Consider the following 21,667-nt stretch of genomic DNA (forward strand, 5'->3'; position numbering starts at 1 on the left):
AGCGTCTAATACGCTCAATACCTATTTCTGTTCAGCGAATATCCACAAGCACTGGCCAACCCAGCCAGCGCGCACTATAATGCGCGCACGTTTTTCGGCGATGACAGAAATTAGGGCCCATAGCTCAGTTGGTTAGAGCATCCGACTCATAATCGGCAGGTCCCAGGTTCAAGTCCTGGTGGGCCCACCATTTCTAGAAGCCGCGATACTAGTGCTTATCTATCCTTAGTCTAGCTGATTTAAGTAAACTAGGATAAGCATCCCTCCGCGGCACTCCCCTAAACACGCGTAACAAATTACTCTATCTAAAGACCATAATTCACACGCATCAACCCCGCAAAGTCCCACCCATTCATCGCATCAAGGCATAAACCTATCTCGTCGATTCCGACGATTTTCTCACTATCTTGAGCTGCGATTATTTTGCTCTATCGAAAATCTATAAATTTGAGCACGATAATTAAACGAGACCCACATGAGCGCCCTCTTAAAAACGCGGGAAACAGCGGTATGGTTAATTCTGATGGTGGTATCCGTTAGCAACTGGGTACTCGGCAGCCAACGCAGCTCGCTTGAATCCGACAGTTCCGCCGCCGTTCTCATTTTACTGACCCTCGCCTTTTTCAAAGTCAGCTTAATCATGCAATATTTTATGGAAGTGCGGCACGCCAACAACGAGTTAAAGGTCAGCTGCAATCTTTGGTTACTAGCTGTATTTTTATTGGTGACTAGCGCCAATGTAGGAGTGTTCAATTGAATACCGATACCAGCACCACGCCAAAGCGAATTACCGGCGACGCCATCATTTGGGTAATGATTCTGGGTGATATGACCAATTTTATGGTTGGCTTTGCCTATTACGGCTATTTGCGTAATGCCAACCTTACTCTGTTTCGGCAGTCACAAGAGACTCTTAGCATCCCCATTGGGGCAAGCAACTCACTCATTATGTTGTTTAGTTCGTGGCTGATGGTATTGGCTCTGAGCGGTGTGCGGCAGGGGCGGCACAAACAAGCGGCAAACTTTGTACTTGGCGCACTTGCTTGCGGCGTGGTATTCACGGGCCTTAAGGCTTGGGAGTTTGCACAAAAGGCCGATGCCGGTATACATTTTCTGACTAATGATTTTTATACCTTGTATTACACGCTCACAGGGCTGCATTTCACCCACGTTGTAGTCGGCACCGGATTGCTCGCCTGTTACGCCTATATTCTAAAAAATAAGCCAATGACACCTGGCAAAATATTCTATTTTGAAACCGCCGCCATTTACTGGCATATGGTAGACCTTCTGTGGATCGTTATATTCACGCTGATGTATCTCCTTCCATAAAACGCATGTAACAATCGCCATGCGTTTTACAAAGGGCACCATTATTGTATTGACTATATCAGCTAGAACTAGGCATTTAATAATCCTCATTCAAGCGAGTAATTTTTAATTCGTTTGAAAGGCTATCTAATTAATCAGACGCTTCCAAATGCTTATTAATACGCAGAGCTAGTAACGTACACACCGCGCCGGAAATCAAATATAAACTCACCGCCACTAAGCCGAAGTGCACGGACAAACCAAGTGCGATAAGTGGTGCGAAGGCCGCGCCAAACAACCACGCAAAGTCTGAAGTTAAAGCAGCGCCAGCGTAGCGGAAACGGCGTTCAAAGTTTGCGGTTACGGTTCCTGAGGCCTGCCCATAGGAAATACCCAATAGCGCAAATCCGATAAGAATAAAAGCATCTTGCATCATGGGTGTTCCGCTCATTAATAGCGGCGCGAATAATGCAAAGATAGCGATCAATACTGCCATTAAAGACACGGTGGTGCGCTTGCCAATACGATCAGCAATTACTCCAGAAAGGATCGTTGCGACAATCCCGATACATGCGCCAAATACTTGGATGATTAACACATTGCCAATGAGTTGCGATTCACCAAGTAATATCCACGACAGCGGAAAGATCGTAACAATATGAAAAAGTGCGTAACTTGCTAAAGCGGCAAAAGCACCGAGAAAAATATTCGGGCCTTGTTTATCGAGCATTTCCCGTGTGCTAATGGGTTCCAATTCACTTTCTTCTAAGGCGAGCGTGTACTCTTCTGTCAGTACCAAACGCAAACGCGCAAACAAGGCAACCACGTTGATTGCAAAAGCCACAAAGAAGGGGTAGCGCCACGCCCAGGCTTGGAAGTCTTCGCTACTTACACTGCTGATCAAATAAAAGAATAATAAATTAGCTATCAAAAAACCTATTGGCGCACCGAGCTGGCCCATCATGGCGTACCAACTGCGTTTAGTCGACGGAGCATTTAACACGAGTAGCGATGGCAAGCCGTCCCAAGAACCACCTAATGCAAAACCTTGTAAAATACGAAACATGGCTAGTAAAAATATCGAGGCCCCACCCAAAGTACTGTAGCCCGGCAAAAACGCGATGCCCGCCGTGGCAGTCCCGAGTAAAAATAATGAGGTAGTGAGCTTTACGCTGCGGCCCCAGCGACGTTGAATATTCATAAACAACGCTGTACCAAAAGGCCTGGCGACAAATGCCATCGAGAAAATGGCGAAGCCGTATAACATGCCTTCTAAACTGCTGGCGAAAGGGAAAAATACGCCGGGAAAGACCAGTACACAGGCCATGCCAAACACAAAAAAGTCGAAGTGCTCGGAGGCGCGTCCTATAACAACCCCAATCGCGATTTCGCTAGGGGCAACGGACGAGTGTCTCGCTGGGGTTTGCATATCAAGTGTCGAGGAGCTGTTAGTCGTACTGGCCATGGCGCGGCTTATTTCCAAAATTTGTGAATAACGAAAGCCTACTCTTATTGCGTCGAGCCAGCCATAGGACAAATTGTCCAATTCTTTCCCCCGCTCAATTAGCTTAGAGTTTGCACCCTCTCCTAACATCTGGACTTGCGAGTGGCGATGTCAATTCTCAGAACTCTGCACAAAATATCTATTACTGCCGCTGCCTTAACGTTGCTAGGTGGCTGCGACACGGTAGTCATGTCTCCATCAGGCGATATCGCCGCCCAGCAGGCGAGCTTGATTGTATGGGCCACGGTATTAATGTTGATCGTCGTTGTACCCGTCATTGTCCTTACTTTGCTATTTGCATGGCGCTATCGTTCGACTAACAAAGACGCGACCTACGCACCAGACTGGGATCACTCTACCAATTTAGAGCTGGTAATTTGGGCTGCACCGCTCGCCATTATTATCGCCTTGGGCGCCTTAACTTGGGTGAGCACTCATCAACTAGACCCCTACCGCCCGCTAGATCGCATCAGCGAAGGCCAACCCATTCCCGAGGGCGTAGAACCCTTGATCGTTGAAGTGGTAGCGATGGATTGGAAGTGGCTGTTCTTCTATCCGGAGCAGGGTATTGCGGTAGTTAATCAGCTTGCCGCGCCGGTTGATCGCCCCATTAAATTTAAGATCACCTCTACCACGATGATGAACTCGTTTTATATTCCGGCCTTAGCGGGACAAATCTACGCCATGGGCGGCATGGAAACGCAACTGCATGCAGTGATCAACGAAGTAGGTAGCTACGACGGCTTTTCTGCAAACTATTCTGGTGCCGGCTTTAACGGCATGCGTTTCAAATTTCTGGGTATGTCTGAAAGTAATTTTGAGCACTGGGTCACCAAGGTTAAAAGTGATGGTGATGACCTCAGCCGCAGCACATACAAAGAGCTAGAAAAGCCTAGCGAATACAATCCCGTTCAGTATTACAGCTCCGTTGCGCCGGCTCTTTACGACGCCATTCTGAATCGCTGTGTAGATCCCGGCAGCATTTGCATGAAGGATTTAATGTCTCATCAGCATAGTGCCAAAAACGCTGCGGAAAAATCAAATGTGCAAAGTGAGACCCACCATGCCCACTAGTTCATTTTATATCTTTATAGCAAGCGCCACGTGCTCTTCCGAATCACTGACTAAGCCTTGCGGGCGCGGATAATCCTTATGTCTGAACAGTTCGAACTAAGCAAGTTGATATTCGGTCGACTCAGTTGGGAGTCTATCCCTCTTCACGACCCAATTATATTAGGGACCTTTATCATGGTTCTATTAGGTGGCGGCGCAATTGTTGGCGCGCTCACCTATTACAAAGTGTGGAGCTATTTGTGGCGGGAGTGGATCACCAGCATTGACCACAAGCGCATCGGCGTGATGTATATGATTTTAGGTATTGTCATGCTTTTGCGGGGCTTTGCCGACGCCATCATGATGCGTATTCATCAAGCTATGGCATTTGGCGATGCGACCGGATATTTACCTCCCCATCATTACGACCAAATATTTACTGCCCACGGCGTCATCATGATTTTCTTTGTGGCTATGCCCTTTGTCGTTGGTCTAATGAACTATATTGTGCCGCTGCAAATTGGCGCCCGCGACGTCGCTTTCCCCTTCTTAAATAATTTAAGTTTTTGGATGACGGCAGCGGGTGCAGCACTCGTTATGGCATCGCTATTTATAGGTGAATTTGCCAAGTCCGGCTGGCTAGCATACCCGCCATTAACGGGGATATTACAAAGCCCGGGGGTCGGGGTAGATTATTATATTTGGTCCCTGCAAATAGCAGGGGTAGGGACGCTACTTTCTGGTATTAACTTTGTAGTGACCATTGTAAAAATGCGTGCACCCGGCATGAACATGATGAAAATGCCGGTATTTGTATGGACCGCCCTATGTACTAATATTTTGATTGTCGCCGCCTTCCCTGTGCTTACCGCGGTCATGACCTTGCTTTCCCTCGACCGCTATTTAGGCATGAATTTTTTCACCAATGATCTTGGCGGCAACGCCATGATGTACGTAAACCTAATTTGGATTTGGGGTCATCCAGAGGTCTATATTCTAATTCTGCCTATTTTTGGTGTGTTCTCAGAAATAGTGTCTACCTACAGTGGCAAGCGTCTTTTTGGCTACTCGTCGATGGTCTACGCCACGCTAGTTATCACCATTTTGTCTTACCTAGTATGGTTACATCATTTCTTTACCATGGGTTCCGGCGCAACGGTGAATAGCTTCTTTGGTATCACCACCATGATTATTTCGATACCGACTGGCGCGAAAATATTTAACTGGCTGTTCACTATGTACCGTGGTCGCATCAAATTTGATGTTCCCATGTTGTGGACGATTGGCTTTATGATTACCTTCGTCATTGGCGGCATGACTGGGGTGTTATTAGCTGTGCCACCTGCTGACTTTGTACTGCATAACAGCTTGTTCCTTATTGCCCACTTCCACAATGTCATCATTGGTGGCGTGGTATTCGGCACCTTCGCTGCTATTACTTACTGGTATCCCAAAGTCACTGGCTACAAGCTCGATCCATTTTGGGGTAAGGCGTCATTCTGGTGCTGGTTCATCGGCTTCTACCTCGCCTTTATGCCGCTGTATATGCTCGGATTTATGGGTGTAACTCGACGTATGAGTCATTTTGATGATCCGTCATTGCAGATCTGGTTCCAAATTGCCTTGGGCGGCGCGGTATTAATTGGCTTAGGTATCGCCTGCTTCTTAATCCAACTTTACGTCAGCTACAAAAAGCGCGATTCACTGCGCGACGAAACCGGCGACCCTTGGGATGGCCGCACGCTGGAGTGGTCAACCTCTTCACCACCACCAAAATACAACTTCGCATTTACACCAAAGGTTTATGACAACGATGCGTGGTGGCATATGAAGGCGAATGGATTTGTGCGCCCAACAAGCGACTTCCTCGCCATCCATATGCCAAAAAATACGGCGGCGGGAATTGTTGTTGCCGGCATCAGCACCGTATTCGGCTTCGCGATGATCTGGCATATGTGGCTGCTAGCCGGCCTTTCTTTTACCAGCTTAATTGTCACCATCATCATCCATACCTTCAACTACAAGCGCGACTACTATATTCCCGTCGAAGAAGTCGCTCGTACTGAAGCCCAACGCACAGAGGTACTGGCCTGAGATGTCACATTCTGCAGTAATACCCGCCGCCGGCGAATCTGGTAAATTCGAGTTTTTAGAACGCGGCGAACACCACGTCGCCAATGGCACTCTGCTAGGCTTTTGGCTGTACTTGATGAGCGACTGCCTTGTATTCGCAGCGCTATTTGCAACCTACGGCGTGTTAAGCCAAAACTTTGCTGGTGGACCAACTGGGGCAGATTTATTCGACCTTCCCCTAGTGGCCATCAACACTAGCTTTTTACTTTTCTCATCGATCACCTACGGCTTTGCAATGTTGCAAATGCAACAGAACAAACTAAACGGCACTATTATTTGGCTAGCCATTACCGGCGTGTTCGGCGCGGCCTTTCTAGGCTTAGAACTATATGAGTTCTACCACCTACTTCACCAAGGTGCAGGTCCACAGCGCAGCGCATTTTTATCATCATTCTTTACCTTGGTCGGCACCCACGGTCTGCACGTTAGCTTCGGTATAATTTGGTTAGTCACACTGCTGGTACAACTAAAGAAGCACGGGCTTACCACCGCCAACCGCCGCCGCTTATTCTGCCTATCCATGTTCTGGCACTTTCTTGACGTGGTTTGGATCGGCGTATTCACCATTGTTTATCTTATGGGATCAATGTCATGAGCGAACATCATTTACACAGCTCGGAACATCACGAAGAAGAAGGCCCACACAGCAGTTTCAGTGGGTATATGATTGGATTTATGGCCTCAGTCATACTCACCGCCATCCCCTTCTGGTTAGTGATGGCGGATGTACTCAGTTCACGTAATGCGACGGTCATCGTCATTCTTGGCTTTGCCTTAGTGCAAATTCTAGTGCACATGATTTTCTTTTTGCACATGAACTTTCACTCCGAAGGCGGCTGGAATATGTTGTCGCTAATATTTACGGTGGTGCTTTTGTTTATTACTTTAGCCGGCTCGCTCTGGGTGATGTACCACATGAACGTGAATATGATGCCGGGCATGATGACCGGCAGTAGCTAATTAATAGTGATCAAATAATCGCCTTGGTGACCTATGCTTAAACGCCAGACCATGACGAAATTGGGGTTTGCAACTTTTGGACTGATCGCATTTATTGGTTTTATTGCACTTGGCAACTGGCAGCTTGAGCGACGTACATGGAAGCTAGATCTTATACAGCGGGTCGAGCAACGGGTTCACGCCCAAGCTGGGGCCGCACCGAAACACGAAGACTGGGCAAACATCACTAAAGCTCGCGATGAGTATCGAAAAGTCTTTCTCACCGGCAGCTATGCTCCCGATCAAGACACATTGGTTGTTGCGGCAACGGAACATGGCAGCGGCTATTGGGTGCTCACCCCCTTCAAAACGCAAGACAATAGCGTCGTCTATATTAACCGCGGTTTTATCACTCAGGGCGTTAAAGCCTCAAGCCCGCCAGCGGGCCAGCAGCAGGTCATTGGTCTACTCCGCCTAAGCGAACCCAAAGGCAGTGTACTTCGTGACAATGACCCAAGTGCCGACCGTTGGTATTCTCGAGACACGCAGGCACTAGCCACCAAACACAATATTGTTGCTGCGCCGTTCTTTATCGATATTGAAAAAAGCGCACTGGACAACTCACGCCCGCTAGGCGAAAACCAACAACATCCGATTGGCGGCCTAACCATTATTAACTTCCATAACAGCCATTTAGTTTATGCCATCACGTGGTACGGCCTCGCCGCAATGGTGGTAGTCGCAGGCCTAATTGTAATTAGAGAAGAACGCGGAAAGTCGTGATGTAAGGCTGGCTGCGACATTGCCACACTCATAGGTATACTGTGCCTAATCCAGCAATAAGATAACGATGACAATAAGCGCACTTCAATGACCGACGATATACGCCAGTACATTCAGTTTGAAAGCAGCGATGCCGATACCCTCGGCAAGCATATGCGGCAACTCGTGCAACTGCGTTGGTTGGCCGTGCTCGGACAGCTCCTAACCATCCTGCTCACCCACTACGGTTTTGGTGTTGAGCTACCCTTACAAGTCATGCTCAGCGTATTGGCAGGACTTGCCCTGTTTAATGCATTTAATGAATTAGGACTGCGCCTCAAACATCGGGTGCGAACCGCCGAGTTGTTCATGGGCCTGTTAGTAGACATGGGCACACTCACCATTCAACTTTACTTGAGCGGTGGAGCAACCAACCCCTTTGTATTCCTGTATTTACTGCAAGTTGGACTCGCCGCCGTACTCTTAGCCCCCTCCTTTGCCTGGGCATTGCTCGGCGTTGCAACACTGTGTTTTCTTTGGCTTGCCGAGGCTGGGCGACCACTTGATTTGCCGCAGGATTACCATTTAGGTATACGAAGTTACTATGTAGAGGGAATGCTAATTTGTTTGGTACTTAACGCCGCCTTGTTAGTGGTGTTTATTAACCGGATTAATCGCACCCACCGAGAGCACGACGCACGATTAGCTGAACTGCGCCAACGCGCAGCAGAGGAAGAACACATATTACGCATGGGCTTGTTAGCGTCGGGCGCCGCCCACGAGCTTGGAACACCGCTTGCTACAATCTCAGTAATCCTTGGTGATTGGCGCCATATGCCCTCGCTAAATTCCGACCCTGATCTTTACGAAGAAATTACCGAGATGCAAACCCAGCTCCAGCGCTGTAAAACCATCGTCAGTGGTATTCTTATGTCTGCAGGCGAAACCCGCGGCGAATCATCCGAGGAAACTAGCGTTTGTGATTTCTTTAATGGACTCGTTAACGAGTGGAAAAGCACAAGAAAAGTACGTGAATTCAACTTCCAAAATCGCTTTGGAGAAGATGTCGATATCGCTTCTGATACCGTCTTAAAACAGACTATCTGCAATCTTCTCGACAATGCCTTAGAAGCGTCACCGGATTGGGTTGGGCTAGACCTTAGCCGCGACGAGGATATGCTGCTTATTCAAGTTTTTGACCGCGGCCCTGGCTTTGCAAAGGAAGTATTCAATCGCCTCGGACAACCCTATCAATCTACCAAGGGTAGACCGGGCAGCGGACTGGGTTTATTTTTGGTTTTCAATGTTGCCCGCATTTTAGGCGGGCAAGTTAGCGCTAGAAACCTTGAAAATCGAGGAGCGGAAATCAGCCTTCGCCTCCCCATTGATGCACTCCGACTAAAGGAGGTTTAATTCGATGTCAGACCAAATTGATCACACTGCCGCACCTACGGAGCCTAGCTCGCCACCCCTTCTGCTAATAGAAGACGATGCCGCCTTTGCACGAACTCTAGGACGCTCGTTTGAGCGGCGGGGTTACACAGTGATCAACGCCAATAGCCTAGAGACCACACAGCTACTATTAAAAACACATTCGCCGGCTTATGCGGTAGTAGACCTAAAACTTGACGGCGAAGCCTCTGGTCTATCCTGCGTACAAGCCTTGCACAAACACGATCCAGAAATGCTTATCGTCGTTCTAACTGGCTATGCGAGTATCGCCACCGCCGTTGAAGCGGTAAAACTTGGGGCCTGCCATTATCTAGCCAAACCATCAAATACCGATGATATAGAGACCGCGTTTAACAATGCAGAAGGCAATGTAGGGGTCAAGATTCGCGGCCGCGCAACGTCAATCAAAACCTTAGAATGGGAACGCATACACGAAACGCTGGCAGAAACGGGCTTTAATATCTCAGAAACGGCGAGAAGGCTAGGCATGCACAGACGAACTCTGGCCAGAAAACTCGCAAAGCAGCAGGTAAAGTAAGCTATTCAAGGACTTAGCTAAGTTTGTAAGTACTTTTCCGTGTTCACCCGCCCACGCAAAGTGTATAGATTCAATAATCCCTTATTCAATCGATATAAATGCCATGAACAGCCCATTAAGTCGCGGCCAAAAATGAGCAGTAAAGACGCCGTTAACGATTTACTGTCGAGAACTAAAGCGATAGTAGACACGATTGTGGACGGTGTTATCACCATCAGCGATCACGGTCTCATCGAAACCGTGAACCCCGCAGCAGAAAATATTTTTGTATATAAAAAAGAAGAACTCATAGGCAAAAATGTGTCTATGTTAATGCCTGCACCCTATCAGCACGAACATGACGGCTATTTGCGAAATTACCTCAACACCGGCAATAAAAAAATTATTGGTATTGGTCGCGAAGTAACTGGCCGCCGTAGCGACGGAAGCACCTTTCCCTTAGAGCTTGCGATCAGCGAAATGGAGGTAAACGGCCAAAGGATGTTTACCGGTATCGTACGTGACATCTCACAACGCAAAGACACTGAAGAAAAACTACGGGAATTATTAGCTCGTACTAAAGCAATTCTAGACACGATTGTAGACGGCGTTATTACCATCAGTGATCGCGGCCTTATAGAAACGGTAAATCCGGCGGCGGAAAAAATTTTCGGCTACAGGTTAGATGAACTTTCGGGCAAAAATGTATCTATGCTCATGCCCAACCCATACCGAGCGGAGCACGATCAATATCTAAATAACTACCTCAGCACAGGCGAAAAACAAATTATTGGTATAGGCCGAGAGGTCACAGGCCTGCGGAAGAACGGCAGCACATTCCCGCTAGAGCTCGCTATTAGTGAGATGGAGGTCAATGGCCAGCGTATGTTCACAGGCATCGTTCGCGACATCTCTGAGCGCAAAGAAACGGAAGACCAACTGCGTAGCGCTATGCGACGAGTTCACGAACAACAAATTAAAGACGAATTCATCGCCACCGTAAGCCATGAACTTCGCACCCCGCTAACCTCGATTAAGGCGTCATTAGAACTGATTATTGGCGGTGCAATAGATAAAAAATCTAGCCAAGCAGATATGCTTATCAATATTGCACATAAGAATAGCGACCGTCTGCTTTTGTTGATTAATGATATTCTCGATATATCAAAAATTGAATCAGAAAAAATGCAGTTCAATCGGCAGGATATTCGAGTCAAACCCTTTCTCGAAACTGCCATATTCGACAATCAAGCCTATGCCGAAAAACATCAGGTCAAATTCATATTAAAGCAATGTCCTGATTCTCTATACATCAATGTTGATCCAGACCGCCTTATGCAAGTCATGAGCAATCTAATGTCTAATGCCGCCAAGTTTTCTAATCAAAATTCCGTAGTTGAAATCAGCGCATACAAAGTCGATAACTCCGTCCGCATAGCGGTATCTGACAAAGGGCGAGGCATACCAAACGACTTCCAGAATAGAGTCTTTGATAAATTCACCCAGGCAGACACATCAGACAAACGAGAAATGAATGGTACAGGCTTAGGGCTACATATATCTAAAGCCATTGTAGAACAGCACAACGGAGCACTCTCATTCATTTCCACGCCGGATAAGGGCAGTGAATTCTATATAGATCTGAGCATACTTGAAGGTTCACACAAAGGGCATCATAGTGAGTGACATAACACAACTTGAACGACTAATGTATATTGAAGACGAACCTGACATTCGTCTTGTCGCTGAAATTGCGCTCACGCAAGTTGCTGGTTTTAATGTAAAAATATGTAAAGATGGAAATGAAGGCCTTGAGGCTATCAATGACTTTAAGCCCCAATTAGTACTACTCGATGTCATGATGCCAGGAATGGATGGCCCGCAAATACTTACTAAAATAAAGGCGCTGGACAAATTTAAACATATCCCTATCGTTTTCATTACAGCCAAAGCGCAAACGGAAGAAATAACTAAACTGAAAAAACTCGGGGCTGAAAGCGTTATTACCAAGCCTTTCAATCCAATGACATTAGGCGACGATATTAGAACGATTTGGCGGAATCACTATGTGTATGAAGCCATGAAGTATGCGACAAACCGGAAACAAGCGGGAACAGGCTGGAGCTGACGGGAGCGTTACGGTTTACGCGGCATTGAAGCAAATGGGGTCTAGCTGAATAGGACTTTTGGAAAAACACGTTTTCGCGACACTTTTACTGTATTTGGAACTAAATCAAGAAATGCGCCTAGTTTTTCACGACCTTAAAGGAACACGTAAAAAGCGTTCAAGCCTTGTTTAAATGAGTTTTAATCGTTGCCTTTTTGAATGGCTCTGTAAATCGCGTCCATCAGGCGCAATACAGTTTCTTCAGACAAATCATCGTTAAAGATCGCTGTTTTCATTGCTTCCTTGATATCGAGCGGCGGCTCCCATCCTATGGCTTCCGAAACGGTCTCTATTAGCATAGATGCGCGCTTCAAACGAGTATGAGTTTTTTTCATCGCATCCGCTGCACTTCTCTCTATTGCAGGATCCGCAAATGCCAGGCGCAGCATAAGTTCAATTTGGCCCTTTAGCTCTGGATACATACCGGGACTGCTATATAAAACACTAAGTTGAAATTTGGCGTCTCTAAGTATTTGATTTTTATTGAGTTCAGCCTCCGTGACCGGAAACTGACCGACCCTATTCAACTCCTTCTCAGTACTTTCAAGCAGGTCGATAATCGCTTGCTCAGATTTGGAATCAGACCAATACAAATCGTCGCTATGATCAATGCTAGATTCACGCGCGCCTTCTTCTTGGCTTTCAGATGCCCATTTAGGGCCTTTGCCCGTAGATAGCCACTGAATATTTACCCCTAAGGCTTCAGATATCTGTAAGGCCTTATCTAACCCTGGCATTGAACCGCTCAGATATTTCCTCATTGTGCTAATTGGGATATTACACTTTCGCGCAAATTTACTTTCAGAATACTCACCCTTTAGGGTTAGAAGTCTGGAGGTTATCCCGCATTCAACTTCCGCATTACAAGTTGAATGTGATGATTCAGCTTTTATATCTTGTTTCATCTTAATATATCGCTTTGATTTACAAGGAAATAATTATAAAGGATCGCCCCATAGGAATAATTCTAAGTTGAAATAACACTAAAGGGTTTACATTTAATTCCTATAGGAATAGTATCTATATCCATGAAGACTATAGACGACGCAACAAAACAACTTATTCAGGACCCGATAAAGCGCCGGGCCTGGGTCATTTTTCAACTCAGCCTGAAGGGTCAAACCTTCGCATCTGTGGCTCGTGAGCATGGCTATGAGCGCACGGCACCACGGCAAGCCTTTGAACGCCGCTACCCGCGCATGGAGCAGATCCTTGCGGATGCGGTGGGGCTGCCTGTTCAGGCCTTATGGCCTGAGCGCTACGACCTAGACGGCACACCGCTAATAGTAAGGGGTGTTGGCAGGCCGCCCGGGTCACCAAATAAATGTGTCAACAAGGATACACGCAAACGCAAGCGGCGCAATGTCAGCAATCACACAAACGATAGACAGGTGAGCGCATGAGCCGCCGCATTCAGGATACGGTCACCCTCGATTTGTTTGAGGTTCCGCAGCCTGCAGCCGCCATTCCTGCAGGCCTTAACTATCGCTCAACAGTAGCTGGTTTGGTTGGGGTGATGCTGAAAGGTGCCGAAGGCGACCGCTACGACATTGCTGCCGCTTGTTCACGGCTCACTGGCAAAGAAGTCTCTAAATACATGCTGGACGCCTACAGCTCTGAGGGGCGTGACGAGTTCAATTTGCCGCTTTGGGTTGTGCCGGCGCTGGAAGAAGCCTGTAACAGCCACCTTATTACCAATTGGCTAGCAGGAGTGCGCGGCGGGCGCCTGCTGATTGGCCGCGATGCCTTGAATGCGGAGCTGGGAAAGCTTGAGCGCCTGAAGGAAGAAGCTGCTCGGAAGATTAAGGAATTGAAGAAACAGATGGGGGTGATGGAATGAGACCTACTGCGTTGCGAACTGGAGACCGAGTGCTTGTTACGCACTCTGGTGACAAGAAGAGTCAGGCTGTGTTTATTCGGCGCGACCCCGCCTGCTGTGGCCGTAAGGCTGTGAGCTATTTCCGGTTCCCTGGCTTTGCAGGCCAGAACGGGGCTGATGATGACGGCACTACGCCTCTGAGTGACTACGACGTTTCGCGGAAAGTGGAGGTGCTGGTATGAGTGCTGATTTGCAAACATTACAGGCGGAGGATTGTCGGCGAGTTTTCGATGCCGAGGCCATTTTTTTAGAGTTAGCTAATGAGGTTGCGAGGGTCACCGAGATACCCGTCGACTGCGCGTTAGCAATCCTTACCGAAGAAACGAAGACGGCATTGATACGCTACCTCCAAGCAAGCGATATCGAGCAAGGCTGCTGTTTGGCCTTGCTTATGGAGGCGCGCCGTTTTGCTAGTCAGAGGGTTGATTTGTGAGTTCCTTTACTTTGTCGAATGCCCACTGCGCAAGTGCTTGGTCACTGCTATTGGGGTCGTTAACCTCTTCAGCAAGGCTGCTGAGAAGCAAGTCGACATCCAGTTCTTTGCCTGGCTTTAGCACCTTTATTACGTGCTCGCCGATTTTTCTTGGGCCTAACCTTTCACGCCCTTTGGCAAGCGTTTCATTTTGCCTTTTCAGAATCTCATCGGCTATTTGTTCAGCAGTTTTACTTTCCTTCATTGGGAACCCTCCTTGGTGGGCTAGTTTGTTTGGCGATAAGCAGTTTAGCAGGGTTCAGGGTTCCCGCCATTTTGTAGGGGCGCTGGTATGAGTAAAGAGTGGTTTGCCGCAACCGAGCTAGTTGGTCTACCAGGACTGCCTGGCACGACTCAAGGGCTTAGCTTGGCCGCCAAACGCAACGACTGGAAAGCCCGTGCACGAGCTGCTCGCGGCGGCGGCAAAGAATACCACCTCTCCAGCTTACCAGAAGCCACCCGCAATCATATTTTGCGTATGGCTGTTGCTAGCACAACGGTGCCCGCTGTGCGCAAGCCTGTAAAGCCCGCTGATGAGCGTCGTATTGAGGAGCTAACGGCTCAGCAGCGCGAGGTTATGAATGCACGGCTGGCGGTGTGCGCAATGATTGATGAAATTGCGATGACGTTTGATGTCAAAAACCGCCAAGCGATATTGCAGCTTATTGAGCTTGCAAATTCCGGTGAGTTATCTGATGAAAGGTTAGCGCTGCTTACCTTGGCTAACGCCAAAAAAGGCAGCCGAAAAATTGCCATTCCTAACCGCGCTACCTTGTACGCCTGGTTGCGCGACCGCAACAAGGGTGCCGTTAGCACTGCACCCAAAACCCGTGCACCTGCACCGCAGCCAGTTTGGGTGGCTCCATTACTAAGGTTGTTCCAGGTCGAAATGCCTAACTCCAGCATTACTGAATGTGTGCGTAGCTGGAATGACTATTACCCCGATATTACCGCACCAAGTAAGCGCCACGCTCAGCGAAAAATACAAGAGCTACCTACCGAGGTGGCGCAATGGGGCCGTCGAGGTCGCAACGCACTACGCTCAGTACAGCCCTTTGTTCGCCGGTCCACCGATGGTTTATGGCCGATGGATGTGGTGACCGTTGACGGTCACTTGTTTAAAGCCTACGTAAAAAACCCGATGAATAGCCGGCTAAAAATACGGCCTGAAATTACCACCTATGTTGACGTGGGAACGCGCAAAGCCATTGGGTTTTCTTGTTGGCTGGCAGAGAGCCAAGTTGCGATTTGGTCTGCCTTGCGGGACATGGTGCTTAACCCTGAGTGCGGCGTACCTGCCATACATTATTCAGACAACGGTGCTTACCGCGGCGACATGCATCGTGCCGTGATGGGCCGCATAGGCTCGCAGATGTGTTTTTCGCAAGCGTATCGCGCCCAGTCACGGGGTTTGATTGAGCGGCTTAATAGTTCGGTTTGGGTACCCTTGGCTCGCACCTTCGACACTTACGTCAATGATGACTCTGACGAAGAGCGCACAAGAAAGGCCCTAAAACTTGCCAACAAAACAGGCGAGAACTTGATGGAGTGGACCGACTTTTTGGACTGCGCCCGCAAGGCGCTAGAAGAATATAACGACCGTTCGCATGGCAGCCTGCCTGGGAAGATTTCTCCGAATCAAGCTTGGGCTAATGCGGTGAATGAAGGCTGGAAGCCTACCGTGCTAGAAGGCGACGGGCTGTACGACATTCTGTTTCAAGAGGTGCGCAAAGTTGACCGCGGCGAAGTTACCTTGCCTTGGGGACGTTACTTTCACGACAAGCTGCGCAGCTATCACGGCCAGAAAGTGGCGGTCTGCATTCACCCCACAGCGGGCGACCGCGTTGCAATAATGGACAGCGAAGAACGGCTTATTTGTGTGGCCGAGCGCGACGGTAATGTAGTGCCATATATGTCTGCCTCGATGGTTAATCACAGCCGCCTAAACAGGGAAGCTGCGGCCATTAAACGCAAAGAGCGCGACATAGCCAATTACCGTCTAGAGGCTGCGAGTGCGCGAGATATTCCGACTGCAGATATTGCTGCCTTGTCGCCAGGGCTGACACATAAGCCTACAACGCATATTGATGCACCTGACTCCGACGAAGAAAACCAAGAAAGGTCAGCGCTCTTCAATAGCTATGTCGCCGACTACCACAAGAATTTTTTGGCGGACTCACTAGATATGGTGAATGTTCGGGGGCGTGAGAATGATTAACGCTGCGGGGAAGTTGCTGTTTAAGAAAAGTAAAACTGACGGGGATTGCAGCCCCGCCAGTTTTAGAAATGCCCAATAAAGGGCCACAAAGCGAAGAGGAAAGTACCATGAATAGTGCCGTAAATCTAGTTTCAAGCGATTGTGAAAACCGTGATCTGCGAGCGGAAATAGCCGCTCTGCAGAAAGAAGACCCGAAACTTTCTCAGGCGGAGATTGTTCGTCAGAGCGGCGTGGGTAACACGGTGATGAGTCAGTGGATAAATGGCCACTACCCTGGGAACACGATGAAAGTAGAAGCGGCAATTGCTCGCTGGATTGACGCGTACAAGGTTCGCAAGCAGGAATCTAAGGCCTTCCCTAAAGCGCCTGAGTGGGTTGCTACACCATCGGCTGAACGGATTATTTCAGCCCTCGGTTACGCTCAGCTTGCGGGTGATATATCGGTTGTTTACGGCGGCGCGGGGCTTGGTAAAACCTCTGCGATTAAACAGTACCAACGGCTTTCTCCTAACGTCTGGGTGGCGACAATGAGTTCGTGTACTGCATCAAATGCTACAGCCCTTGAAGAAGTGGTTGATGCGTTGGACATGGATGCAGCCGGCGGAGCGGCTAAATTACGCCGCGCGATTATTAAGCGCATCACCGGATCCGCTGGCCTGCTTGTCATTGATGAGGCTCAGCACTTGTCTATTAACGCATTGGAAGACATTCGCTCTATCCACGACAAGACCGGCATTGGTATCGCACTGGTTGGCAATGAGGCCGTGTACAGCCGCATGACCGGTGGCAACCGTGCTGCCTATTTGGACCGGCTTTTCTCGCGGATTGGTAAGCGCGTAAAGCTAACCCGTTCAACTAAGGCCGATATCGATACATTGATAAAGGCGTGGAAAATCGACTTTAACGATTGCCGTACTGCGCTACATGAAATAGCGAGCAAGCCCGGCGCATTGCGCGGCATGACGAAAGTGTTGCGCATGGCTTCTATGTTTGCCGCTGGCGAAGGTCGGGATATTAACAGTGCCGACATTAAAGCCGCATGGCGCGATCTTGGCGGCGAATAGAGGGCAAGGCTATGAGCATGTATCACCCTAATTATATTAGCCACTACGGCGAACGGTTTATCCGCTTAGGTTTGTCGGCGCACGGTGTGACGTTTGAGCAATACCTTGCTGCGCCTGAACGATACGAAATCAAATATGAAAACGAGCATCGCCCGCTGCTGCCGGCGCAACGTGCAGTACAAGCCCGTTTGGATGCGATCGGCTTTGAGGTGGATCGTGTTGAAGCCGAGGTCGATGAACTGCCACACCGCAATGGCGCAGCCATAGAGCCTCTGCGCCACCACTGTCGCCCAAAGCGTTCGCGCAAAAGCGATTTCACGCGGAGGGTGCGGGCATGTTAGTGGATAAATACAACCATTTAATGCGCTGTGCCAAAGCCGAACGTGTGCCGTTGGTACCTTACCTTTGCCCAGACTGTAATGCCGATTTGCTGGCATTGCAGCCACCGCTAGAAGATGACCCGTGGGATTCGGTTGTGCAGTGTCCGCACTGCTTAGGACTGCATTTTAGGCTGGTCAGTTTTGACGGTGAAATTGGTATATGGAGCTTATCGAAATGAATCCAGACCTTAAAAACCATCTTAACAATATCGCCGCTCAAGTTGTTGCCGTGATGGAAGACAGAGACCTGCCAATGGGAAGTGCCGCTTTGGCAGAGGCTTTGAATATGCCACACGACCAAGTGCAGGCAGCGGTGATGGAGTTGGTTATTTGTAATCGTTTGATCTGGGTTGGTCGCTGCGAGAACCAGCGGCCGGTTTATCTATTGCGCGTTACTGAGACCTTGGAGGCCTAGCATGAGCGACATTAGCCCTGATCGTGTGCTGTTTGTTTTATCTCGCCATATCGGCGAAGACAACGGCGTGAGCGTTACCAAACTAGCCCAAGAAGTGACCGACTCACTGTTGGTTTCTTCGGGTGATGAACGAGCGATTAGAGCTGCAGTAGTGTCGCTCCGTAAATCTGGCCACCACGTCTGCGCGCATCCAGGCTCGGGTTATTTCTTAGCGAGTACTGAGTTAGAACTGGTGCGCAGCTGCAGTTATTTATTCGACCGAGCCATGTGCTCTTTGGAACAGGTTGCCGCCATGCGGCGTGAATCATTGCCGGATCTGCGCGGGCAGCTGAGGTTGCCGACATGATTCTTTCAAAATTTGAAATAGCAAAGCTGCACGTTAAAACGATTAGAAGGCGCGAATGCTCTGATATTGACTGCTACAGAATTCTTAACGATTACAACGCTGGCGCCAGTGTTAATCGTTTAGCGCATGAGCACGGTGCAACTGACTATCAGATCAAGAAAATACTGGATTTAAATAATGTGCCTGTGCGTAACCAGAAATTGGCGTCTCGGCTAAGTATGGCGCGCCCGTCCGAACGCGTAACGATTATGAAAGGAGAGCATCATGAACACTGACACCATACCCGAAGGCTATGCGCGTAACTCAGCTGGTCACTTGGTACCAACCGAGCAGATCCGCGAACACGACAAACTGCGCGACGACGTGGCCCGCAGTTTGGCAATGGAAGCCGAAGAGTTGCATGACCGCATTGCGGCATTCAAAGAAAGAGCCTTGGCCGATATCGCTGACATGGTTGCGATCGCTGCCGACAAATACCAAGTAAAGATTGGCGGCAAAAAAGGCAATGTCAGTTTGTGCACCTATGACGGCGAGTACAAAGTCACTCGAACTTACGCTGAGCGCATCGCGTTCACCGAAGAACTGGAGGCCGCACGCGAGCTGATCAACCAATGCATTGTGGGCTGGTCTGAAGGTGCAAACGCCAATATCAGGGTGCTGGTTGATCAAGCATTCCTTACCAATGGTCATGGCCAAATTAAGACGTCAGAAGTGCTGAATTTAATGCGCTATGAAATTGCTGATGAAGGCTGGAAGCGCGCAATGGAAGCTATTAAAGATTCGATACATTCGGTTGGCGCAACAGTCTACGTGCGCGTTTACAAGCGCGTTGGCACTAGCGATCAATATCGCCCACTTGCTCTGGACATCGCAGCGCTATGAGTGCTGGTGAGCACAACGTGGCGATATCGATGCGCTTGTATCAACTGATACAGCCGCTGTATTCGCGCATCAATAAAGCGGGCGTCAAGGTTGAAAAGCTCACTGCAACAGCGCAGCGCGTGACGGTTCAGCTTAGCAGCCACGAAAGTCTGCATCAGCTGTTCCCAGATGCTGGGCTGCGCACGCATGACGGCAAATCCTTTTACGAGTTTTTCTTCGATCACGACTGCAGGCTGGTCTGGGAGGCAACTACCAATGAGCATTAGTAAAGAGCAGTGGGCCGAGATTGAAGAGCGTTTAATGGGCTTTTACGTGCATGTTAAATTCACGTTAAGTGGGCATGAAATAACAATCAACAAGCAGCTTGTTAAAGAAAATCAGTTTTGCTTGGTTGTGTTCATTGATGAAAGGATCAAATCGGCTTGGCACTTCGGTGATGCCGATTCGATATACGATCCTATCGTTAAGCAAGTCTGGCGCAAGTTCAGCAGAGCCTTATACTCGCCGGCTAAAAAAAAGAGAATGATAAAAGCTTTTGGAGCACGTGAAGCACGGCGTGTTTTCCCGAACATGGATAAGGTTAATGAATATTGGAGCCCCGACTTCAAAACCGCTGCCAGCCTAGTTCGCCAATTCAAAAAGATCGACGGCTTAGAGCTAGTCGCAGAGCCGGTGAAAGCCAATGGCTAACAAACCCACACGCGACCGTCGCGGCACTGAGCTTGCCAAAATCCACATGGGCGCAAATAGGCTCGGTCTGGATACCAAAGATAAAGACCCAGACAGCCCTTACCGCTCAATGCTGTGGGCCGTTGGTCGAGTGCGTAGCGCTCGTGATTTAGACGCTAGTGGTCGCGCTGCGGTGTTGGATCACATGAAGCGTCTTGGTTTTGAATCGACCAGGTATCGCCCCAAGCCCTCTAAAGCTACCGCTGCACAAATTGGCAAAGTACGCGCCCAGTTATACGACGCAGGCCGCGACGAAGCCTATGGTGATGCCCTCGCTAAACGCATTTGCAAAGTTGAGAAGTTGGTGTGGTGCAAGCCAGACCAGCTCAACCGAATCGTTGCGGCGCTTTGGTATTTTCAAGAACGCAAAAAAGGGAAGGAATCATGAATCTAATATTTGTGTTTTCAGTGGTCGAGATCCTCGGCTGTTTTTTTGCCTGGTCTATTGTGCGCATCAATCACGGGGAAGCCAGTGAGGCTTGATGTTCAACAGCTGCCCGGCAGCCTACGCGAAGTGATCGATGTGATCGGCATCGATGCGACGCTGCGCCTGGTCGAACATCTTGGCGGTACTCGTCTTTATATCCCCGAAGCTATAACGCCCGAACACCCTGTTGTTGCGATGCTAGGTCATCATAATGGCTTTGCGTTAGCGGAACGATTTGGCGGCGAGCAACTACTGTTACCGCGCTGTATTGCTGCCGTACGCGCTGTACGAGACGCAAGCATTAGAGCGCAGCGCGCCGGTGGTGCTAGCACCAAAAAACTAGCGCTGTCGCATGGCTTAACAGAGCGGCAGATTTACGCGATACTCGCAGGCGGCGAAGAGGAAGAGTCGCCGCAGCAGGAGTTGCTTTAAATAATACGGAGGTGATGCGATGTTAACTTTACTGGTTGTTCTGGTATTTATAATTCTCTTGGCTTTGTTGTTTGGCGGTAATGCGGTGTTGAAAGTAATAGGCGGAATCGGGCTTGCTATTATCGGCATTGCTGCGTTGCTAGTTTTTTTTGGTGGAAATAAAGACAGTAAGGGTCAGTTTTATACCTTGCATATTTGTAAGGCTGCCGCCGCAACTTTGCTAAAAGTGTCGGTGCCGGAAATTAGATCGACGCCTCTTGTCGGTGGAAAATTATATTCAGTGGGCGTTATTTCTGAAGATGATGCGGCAAGTAGAATGTATCATTGCAACGTCTCCAAGCAAGATAGTGACGAGATCGAGCTTTATCACGCTGTCGATTCAGCGGTGCATTACCAGAGGAAGGTACATTTTGATGCGGATGGTGATTCATTGCTTATTATCGTCTCTGATTTTGGGCGCGAAATTGATAGGAGAGACTTTCAAATAAATGAGTTTAGGCGCTCAACGGAAAAGAAGTAATAGTACGTTCTGATTTTATGTGAATTGTGGGCCGCTTTACGGCCCACCGATTCCCCGCTACTATG

31 protein-coding genes and 1 tRNA gene are annotated in these 21,667 nt (G+C 48.8%); 29 read left to right on the forward strand and 3 right to left on the reverse strand.

Annotation, left to right across the window (positions count from 1 at the left end; all coding sequences use genetic code 11):
- Positions 1–113 precede the first annotated feature (113 nt).
- From GVJ32_RS09315 to GVJ32_RS09325, 3 genes are all read left to right on the forward strand, one after another.
- Positions 114–190, forward strand: a tRNA-Ile gene (locus tag GVJ32_RS09315).
- Between the two features lie 285 nt (positions 191–475).
- Positions 476–757: a cytochrome C oxidase subunit IV family protein gene (locus GVJ32_RS09320; protein ID WP_159239766.1), complete on the forward strand. Its 282-nt coding sequence runs from the start codon at positions 476–478 to the stop codon at positions 755–757.
- Positions 754–1,332 carry a cytochrome c oxidase subunit 3 gene (locus tag GVJ32_RS09325; protein WP_159239767.1) on the forward strand — a complete coding sequence of 193 codons (579 nt, stop codon included), beginning with the start codon at positions 754–756 and terminating at the stop codon, positions 1,330–1,332. The genes GVJ32_RS09320 and GVJ32_RS09325 overlap by 4 nt, the downstream gene beginning before the upstream one ends.
- A gap of 130 nt (positions 1,333–1,462) precedes the next feature.
- Here GVJ32_RS09325 and GVJ32_RS09330 read toward each other — a convergent pair whose 3' ends face one another.
- The gene (locus GVJ32_RS09330; RefSeq protein WP_159239768.1) at positions 1,463–2,776 is read right to left on the reverse strand and encodes an MFS transporter; all 1,314 of its coding nucleotides are present in this window, start codon (positions 2,774–2,776) and stop codon (positions 1,463–1,465) included.
- Positions 2,777–2,923: 147 nt separating this feature from the next.
- Between GVJ32_RS09330 and cyoA the strand changes: the two genes are divergently transcribed.
- The 9 genes from cyoA to GVJ32_RS09375 all read left to right on the forward strand — a co-directional run bounded on the left by cyoA (position 2,924) and on the right by GVJ32_RS09375 (position 11,799).
- A complete protein-coding gene (gene cyoA, locus GVJ32_RS09335) occupies positions 2,924–3,889 on the forward strand; it encodes a ubiquinol oxidase subunit II (protein WP_159239769.1) in 966 nt (321 codons plus the stop codon).
- A 78-nt stretch (positions 3,890–3,967) separates the two neighbouring features.
- Complete coding sequence (gene cyoB / locus GVJ32_RS09340) at positions 3,968–5,962, forward strand: cytochrome o ubiquinol oxidase subunit I (protein WP_159239770.1); 1,995 nt, start codon at positions 3,968–3,970, stop codon at positions 5,960–5,962.
- A 1-nt stretch (position 5,963) separates the two neighbouring features.
- On the forward strand, positions 5,964–6,596 hold the full coding sequence (gene cyoC / locus GVJ32_RS09345) for a cytochrome o ubiquinol oxidase subunit III (protein WP_159239771.1): 633 nt from the start codon (positions 5,964–5,966) through the stop codon (positions 6,594–6,596).
- Positions 6,593–6,961: a cytochrome o ubiquinol oxidase subunit IV gene (gene cyoD / locus GVJ32_RS09350; RefSeq protein WP_159239772.1), complete on the forward strand. Its 369-nt coding sequence runs from the start codon at positions 6,593–6,595 to the stop codon at positions 6,959–6,961. Before cyoC ends, cyoD begins: the two co-directional genes overlap by 4 nt.
- Positions 6,962–6,994: 33 nt before the next feature.
- Positions 6,995–7,723 carry an SURF1 family protein gene (locus tag GVJ32_RS09355; protein WP_159239773.1) on the forward strand — a complete coding sequence of 243 codons (729 nt, stop codon included), beginning with the start codon at positions 6,995–6,997 and terminating at the stop codon, positions 7,721–7,723.
- Positions 7,724–7,810: 87 nt separating this feature from the next.
- Complete coding sequence (locus tag GVJ32_RS09360) at positions 7,811–9,115, forward strand: ATP-binding protein (RefSeq protein WP_159239774.1); 1,305 nt, start codon at positions 7,811–7,813, stop codon at positions 9,113–9,115.
- Positions 9,116–9,119: 4 nt separating this feature from the next.
- Positions 9,120–9,692, forward strand: a complete 573-nt coding sequence (locus tag GVJ32_RS09365) for a response regulator transcription factor (RefSeq protein ID WP_159239775.1) — start codon at positions 9,120–9,122, stop codon at positions 9,690–9,692.
- 132 nt (positions 9,693–9,824) lie between these two features.
- The gene (locus tag GVJ32_RS09370) at positions 9,825–11,357 is read left to right on the forward strand and encodes a PAS domain-containing sensor histidine kinase (protein WP_159239776.1); all 1,533 of its coding nucleotides are present in this window, start codon (positions 9,825–9,827) and stop codon (positions 11,355–11,357) included.
- Entirely contained in the window at positions 11,350–11,799 is a 450-nt protein-coding gene (locus GVJ32_RS09375; protein WP_200841383.1) for a response regulator, read from the forward strand. Before GVJ32_RS09370 ends, GVJ32_RS09375 begins: the two co-directional genes overlap by 8 nt.
- 179 nt (positions 11,800–11,978) lie before the next feature.
- Here the strand turns inward: GVJ32_RS09375 and GVJ32_RS09380 are convergent, their stop codons facing one another.
- Positions 11,979–12,743 carry a helix-turn-helix domain-containing protein gene (locus GVJ32_RS09380; RefSeq protein ID WP_159239777.1) on the reverse strand — a complete coding sequence of 255 codons (765 nt, stop codon included), beginning with the start codon at positions 12,741–12,743 and terminating at the stop codon, positions 11,979–11,981.
- 123 nt (positions 12,744–12,866) lie between these two features.
- Here GVJ32_RS09380 and GVJ32_RS09385 point away from each other — a divergent pair, with 123 nt between their 5' ends.
- From GVJ32_RS09385 to GVJ32_RS09400, 4 genes are read left to right on the forward strand one after another with little or no spacing between them, the layout of a single operon-like run.
- Positions 12,867–13,241: a helix-turn-helix domain-containing protein gene (locus tag GVJ32_RS09385; RefSeq protein WP_159239778.1), complete on the forward strand. Its 375-nt coding sequence runs from the start codon at positions 12,867–12,869 to the stop codon at positions 13,239–13,241.
- Entirely contained in the window at positions 13,238–13,678 is a 441-nt protein-coding gene (locus GVJ32_RS09390) for a hypothetical protein (protein WP_159239779.1), read from the forward strand. The genes GVJ32_RS09385 and GVJ32_RS09390 overlap by 4 nt, the downstream gene beginning before the upstream one ends.
- Positions 13,679–13,707: 29 nt before the next feature.
- On the forward strand, positions 13,708–13,899 hold the full coding sequence (locus GVJ32_RS09395) for a hypothetical protein (protein ID WP_159239780.1): 192 nt from the start codon (positions 13,708–13,710) through the stop codon (positions 13,897–13,899).
- A complete protein-coding gene (locus tag GVJ32_RS09400) occupies positions 13,896–14,150 on the forward strand; it encodes a hypothetical protein (protein WP_159239781.1) in 255 nt (84 codons plus the stop codon). The genes GVJ32_RS09395 and GVJ32_RS09400 overlap by 4 nt, the downstream gene beginning before the upstream one ends.
- Here GVJ32_RS09400 and GVJ32_RS09405 read toward each other — a convergent pair.
- Positions 14,128–14,394: a hypothetical protein gene (locus tag GVJ32_RS09405; RefSeq protein ID WP_159239782.1), complete on the reverse strand. Its 267-nt coding sequence runs from the start codon at positions 14,392–14,394 to the stop codon at positions 14,128–14,130. The genes GVJ32_RS09400 and GVJ32_RS09405 overlap by 23 nt on opposite strands.
- Positions 14,395–14,481: 87 nt before the next feature.
- On the opposite strand from GVJ32_RS09405, the gene GVJ32_RS09410 reads away from it, so the two are divergent.
- From GVJ32_RS09410 to GVJ32_RS09470, 13 genes are all read left to right on the forward strand, one after another.
- Positions 14,482–16,407 (forward strand): DNA-binding protein, encoded by a 1,926-nt coding sequence (locus GVJ32_RS09410; RefSeq protein WP_159239783.1) that lies wholly within the window; start codon positions 14,482–14,484, stop codon positions 16,405–16,407.
- A gap of 107 nt (positions 16,408–16,514) precedes the next feature.
- Entirely contained in the window at positions 16,515–17,471 is a 957-nt protein-coding gene (locus tag GVJ32_RS09415; RefSeq protein WP_159239784.1) for an AAA family ATPase, read from the forward strand.
- A gap of 11 nt (positions 17,472–17,482) precedes the next feature.
- On the forward strand, positions 17,483–17,812 hold the full coding sequence (locus tag GVJ32_RS09420; RefSeq protein ID WP_159239785.1) for a hypothetical protein: 330 nt from the start codon (positions 17,483–17,485) through the stop codon (positions 17,810–17,812).
- Complete coding sequence (locus GVJ32_RS09425) at positions 17,806–18,030, forward strand: hypothetical protein (protein WP_159239786.1); 225 nt, start codon at positions 17,806–17,808, stop codon at positions 18,028–18,030. The genes GVJ32_RS09420 and GVJ32_RS09425 overlap by 7 nt, the downstream gene beginning before the upstream one ends.
- A complete protein-coding gene (locus tag GVJ32_RS09430) occupies positions 18,027–18,266 on the forward strand; it encodes a hypothetical protein (RefSeq protein ID WP_159239787.1) in 240 nt (79 codons plus the stop codon). The genes GVJ32_RS09425 and GVJ32_RS09430 overlap by 4 nt, the downstream gene beginning before the upstream one ends.
- A gap of 1 nt (position 18,267) precedes the next feature.
- Positions 18,268–18,612 carry a hypothetical protein gene (locus GVJ32_RS09435; RefSeq protein ID WP_159239788.1) on the forward strand — a complete coding sequence of 115 codons (345 nt, stop codon included), beginning with the start codon at positions 18,268–18,270 and terminating at the stop codon, positions 18,610–18,612.
- Positions 18,609–18,887, forward strand: a complete 279-nt coding sequence (locus GVJ32_RS09440; RefSeq protein WP_159239789.1) for a hypothetical protein — start codon at positions 18,609–18,611, stop codon at positions 18,885–18,887. The genes GVJ32_RS09435 and GVJ32_RS09440 overlap by 4 nt, the downstream gene beginning before the upstream one ends.
- A complete protein-coding gene (locus GVJ32_RS09445; protein ID WP_159239790.1) occupies positions 18,877–19,494 on the forward strand; it encodes a DUF3164 family protein in 618 nt (205 codons plus the stop codon). Before GVJ32_RS09440 ends, GVJ32_RS09445 begins: the two co-directional genes overlap by 11 nt.
- A complete protein-coding gene (locus GVJ32_RS09450) occupies positions 19,491–19,760 on the forward strand; it encodes a hypothetical protein (protein WP_159239791.1) in 270 nt (89 codons plus the stop codon). The genes GVJ32_RS09445 and GVJ32_RS09450 overlap by 4 nt, the downstream gene beginning before the upstream one ends.
- Complete coding sequence (locus GVJ32_RS09455) at positions 19,750–20,184, forward strand: hypothetical protein (protein WP_159239792.1); 435 nt, start codon at positions 19,750–19,752, stop codon at positions 20,182–20,184. The genes GVJ32_RS09450 and GVJ32_RS09455 overlap by 11 nt, the downstream gene beginning before the upstream one ends.
- Positions 20,177–20,611, forward strand: coding sequence for a regulatory protein GemA (locus GVJ32_RS09460; RefSeq protein WP_159239793.1), 435 nt, complete (start codon positions 20,177–20,179; stop codon positions 20,609–20,611). Before GVJ32_RS09455 ends, GVJ32_RS09460 begins: the two co-directional genes overlap by 8 nt.
- Before the next feature lie 84 nt (positions 20,612–20,695).
- Positions 20,696–21,082, forward strand: a complete 387-nt coding sequence (locus GVJ32_RS09465) for a Mor transcription activator family protein (protein ID WP_159239794.1) — start codon at positions 20,696–20,698, stop codon at positions 21,080–21,082.
- A gap of 19 nt (positions 21,083–21,101) precedes the next feature.
- Positions 21,102–21,602 carry a hypothetical protein gene (locus tag GVJ32_RS09470; RefSeq protein ID WP_159239795.1) on the forward strand — a complete coding sequence of 167 codons (501 nt, stop codon included), beginning with the start codon at positions 21,102–21,104 and terminating at the stop codon, positions 21,600–21,602.
- The last annotated feature ends 65 nt before the right edge of the window (positions 21,603–21,667 follow it).

This window comes from Zhongshania aliphaticivorans (genome assembly GCF_902705855.1).
Classification (GTDB): Bacteria; Pseudomonadota; Gammaproteobacteria; order Pseudomonadales; family Spongiibacteraceae; genus Spongiibacter; species Spongiibacter aliphaticivorans_B.

Coding starts and splice junctions, on each gene's coding strand:
- GVJ32_RS09320 (WP_159239766.1), top strand. CDS start 476: ATGAGCGCCCTCTTAAAAACGCGGGAAACAGCGGTATGGTTAATTCTG.
- GVJ32_RS09385 (WP_159239778.1), top strand. CDS start 12,867: ATGAAGACTATAGACGACGCAACAAAACAACTTATTCAGGACCCGATA.
- GVJ32_RS09360 (WP_159239774.1), top strand. CDS start 7,811: ATGACCGACGATATACGCCAGTACATTCAGTTTGAAAGCAGCGATGCC.
- GVJ32_RS09370 (WP_159239776.1), top strand. CDS start 9,825: ATGAGCAGTAAAGACGCCGTTAACGATTTACTGTCGAGAACTAAAGCG.
- GVJ32_RS09435 (WP_159239788.1), top strand. CDS start 18,268: ATGAGCGACATTAGCCCTGATCGTGTGCTGTTTGTTTTATCTCGCCAT.
- GVJ32_RS09420 (WP_159239785.1), top strand. CDS start 17,483: ATGAGCATGTATCACCCTAATTATATTAGCCACTACGGCGAACGGTTT.
- GVJ32_RS09415 (WP_159239784.1), top strand. CDS start 16,515: ATGAATAGTGCCGTAAATCTAGTTTCAAGCGATTGTGAAAACCGTGAT.
- GVJ32_RS09470 (WP_159239795.1), top strand. CDS start 21,102: ATGTTAACTTTACTGGTTGTTCTGGTATTTATAATTCTCTTGGCTTTG.
- GVJ32_RS09430 (WP_159239787.1), top strand. CDS start 18,027: ATGAATCCAGACCTTAAAAACCATCTTAACAATATCGCCGCTCAAGTT.
- GVJ32_RS09355 (WP_159239773.1), top strand. CDS start 6,995: ATGCTTAAACGCCAGACCATGACGAAATTGGGGTTTGCAACTTTTGGA.
- GVJ32_RS09440 (WP_159239789.1), top strand. CDS start 18,609: ATGATTCTTTCAAAATTTGAAATAGCAAAGCTGCACGTTAAAACGATT.
- GVJ32_RS09365 (WP_159239775.1), top strand. CDS start 9,120: ATGTCAGACCAAATTGATCACACTGCCGCACCTACGGAGCCTAGCTCG.
- cyoD (WP_159239772.1), top strand. CDS start 6,593: ATGAGCGAACATCATTTACACAGCTCGGAACATCACGAAGAAGAAGGC.
- GVJ32_RS09455 (WP_159239792.1), top strand. CDS start 19,750: ATGAGCATTAGTAAAGAGCAGTGGGCCGAGATTGAAGAGCGTTTAATG.
- cyoC (WP_159239771.1), top strand. CDS start 5,964: ATGTCACATTCTGCAGTAATACCCGCCGCCGGCGAATCTGGTAAATTC.
- GVJ32_RS09405 (WP_159239782.1), bottom strand. CDS start 14,394: ATGAAGGAAAGTAAAACTGCTGAACAAATAGCCGATGAGATTCTGAAA.
- GVJ32_RS09400 (WP_159239781.1), top strand. CDS start 13,896: ATGAGTGCTGATTTGCAAACATTACAGGCGGAGGATTGTCGGCGAGTT.
- GVJ32_RS09450 (WP_159239791.1), top strand. CDS start 19,491: ATGAGTGCTGGTGAGCACAACGTGGCGATATCGATGCGCTTGTATCAA.
- GVJ32_RS09390 (WP_159239779.1), top strand. CDS start 13,238: ATGAGCCGCCGCATTCAGGATACGGTCACCCTCGATTTGTTTGAGGTT.
- GVJ32_RS09380 (WP_159239777.1), bottom strand. CDS start 12,743: ATGAAACAAGATATAAAAGCTGAATCATCACATTCAACTTGTAATGCG.
- GVJ32_RS09445 (WP_159239790.1), top strand. CDS start 18,877: ATGAACACTGACACCATACCCGAAGGCTATGCGCGTAACTCAGCTGGT.
- GVJ32_RS09330 (WP_159239768.1), bottom strand. CDS start 2,776: ATGGCCAGTACGACTAACAGCTCCTCGACACTTGATATGCAAACCCCA.
- cyoB (WP_159239770.1), top strand. CDS start 3,968: ATGTCTGAACAGTTCGAACTAAGCAAGTTGATATTCGGTCGACTCAGT.
- GVJ32_RS09425 (WP_159239786.1), top strand. CDS start 17,806: ATGTTAGTGGATAAATACAACCATTTAATGCGCTGTGCCAAAGCCGAA.
- cyoA (WP_159239769.1), top strand. CDS start 2,924: ATGTCAATTCTCAGAACTCTGCACAAAATATCTATTACTGCCGCTGCC.
- GVJ32_RS09460 (WP_159239793.1), top strand. CDS start 20,177: ATGGCTAACAAACCCACACGCGACCGTCGCGGCACTGAGCTTGCCAAA.
- GVJ32_RS09410 (WP_159239783.1), top strand. CDS start 14,482: ATGAGTAAAGAGTGGTTTGCCGCAACCGAGCTAGTTGGTCTACCAGGA.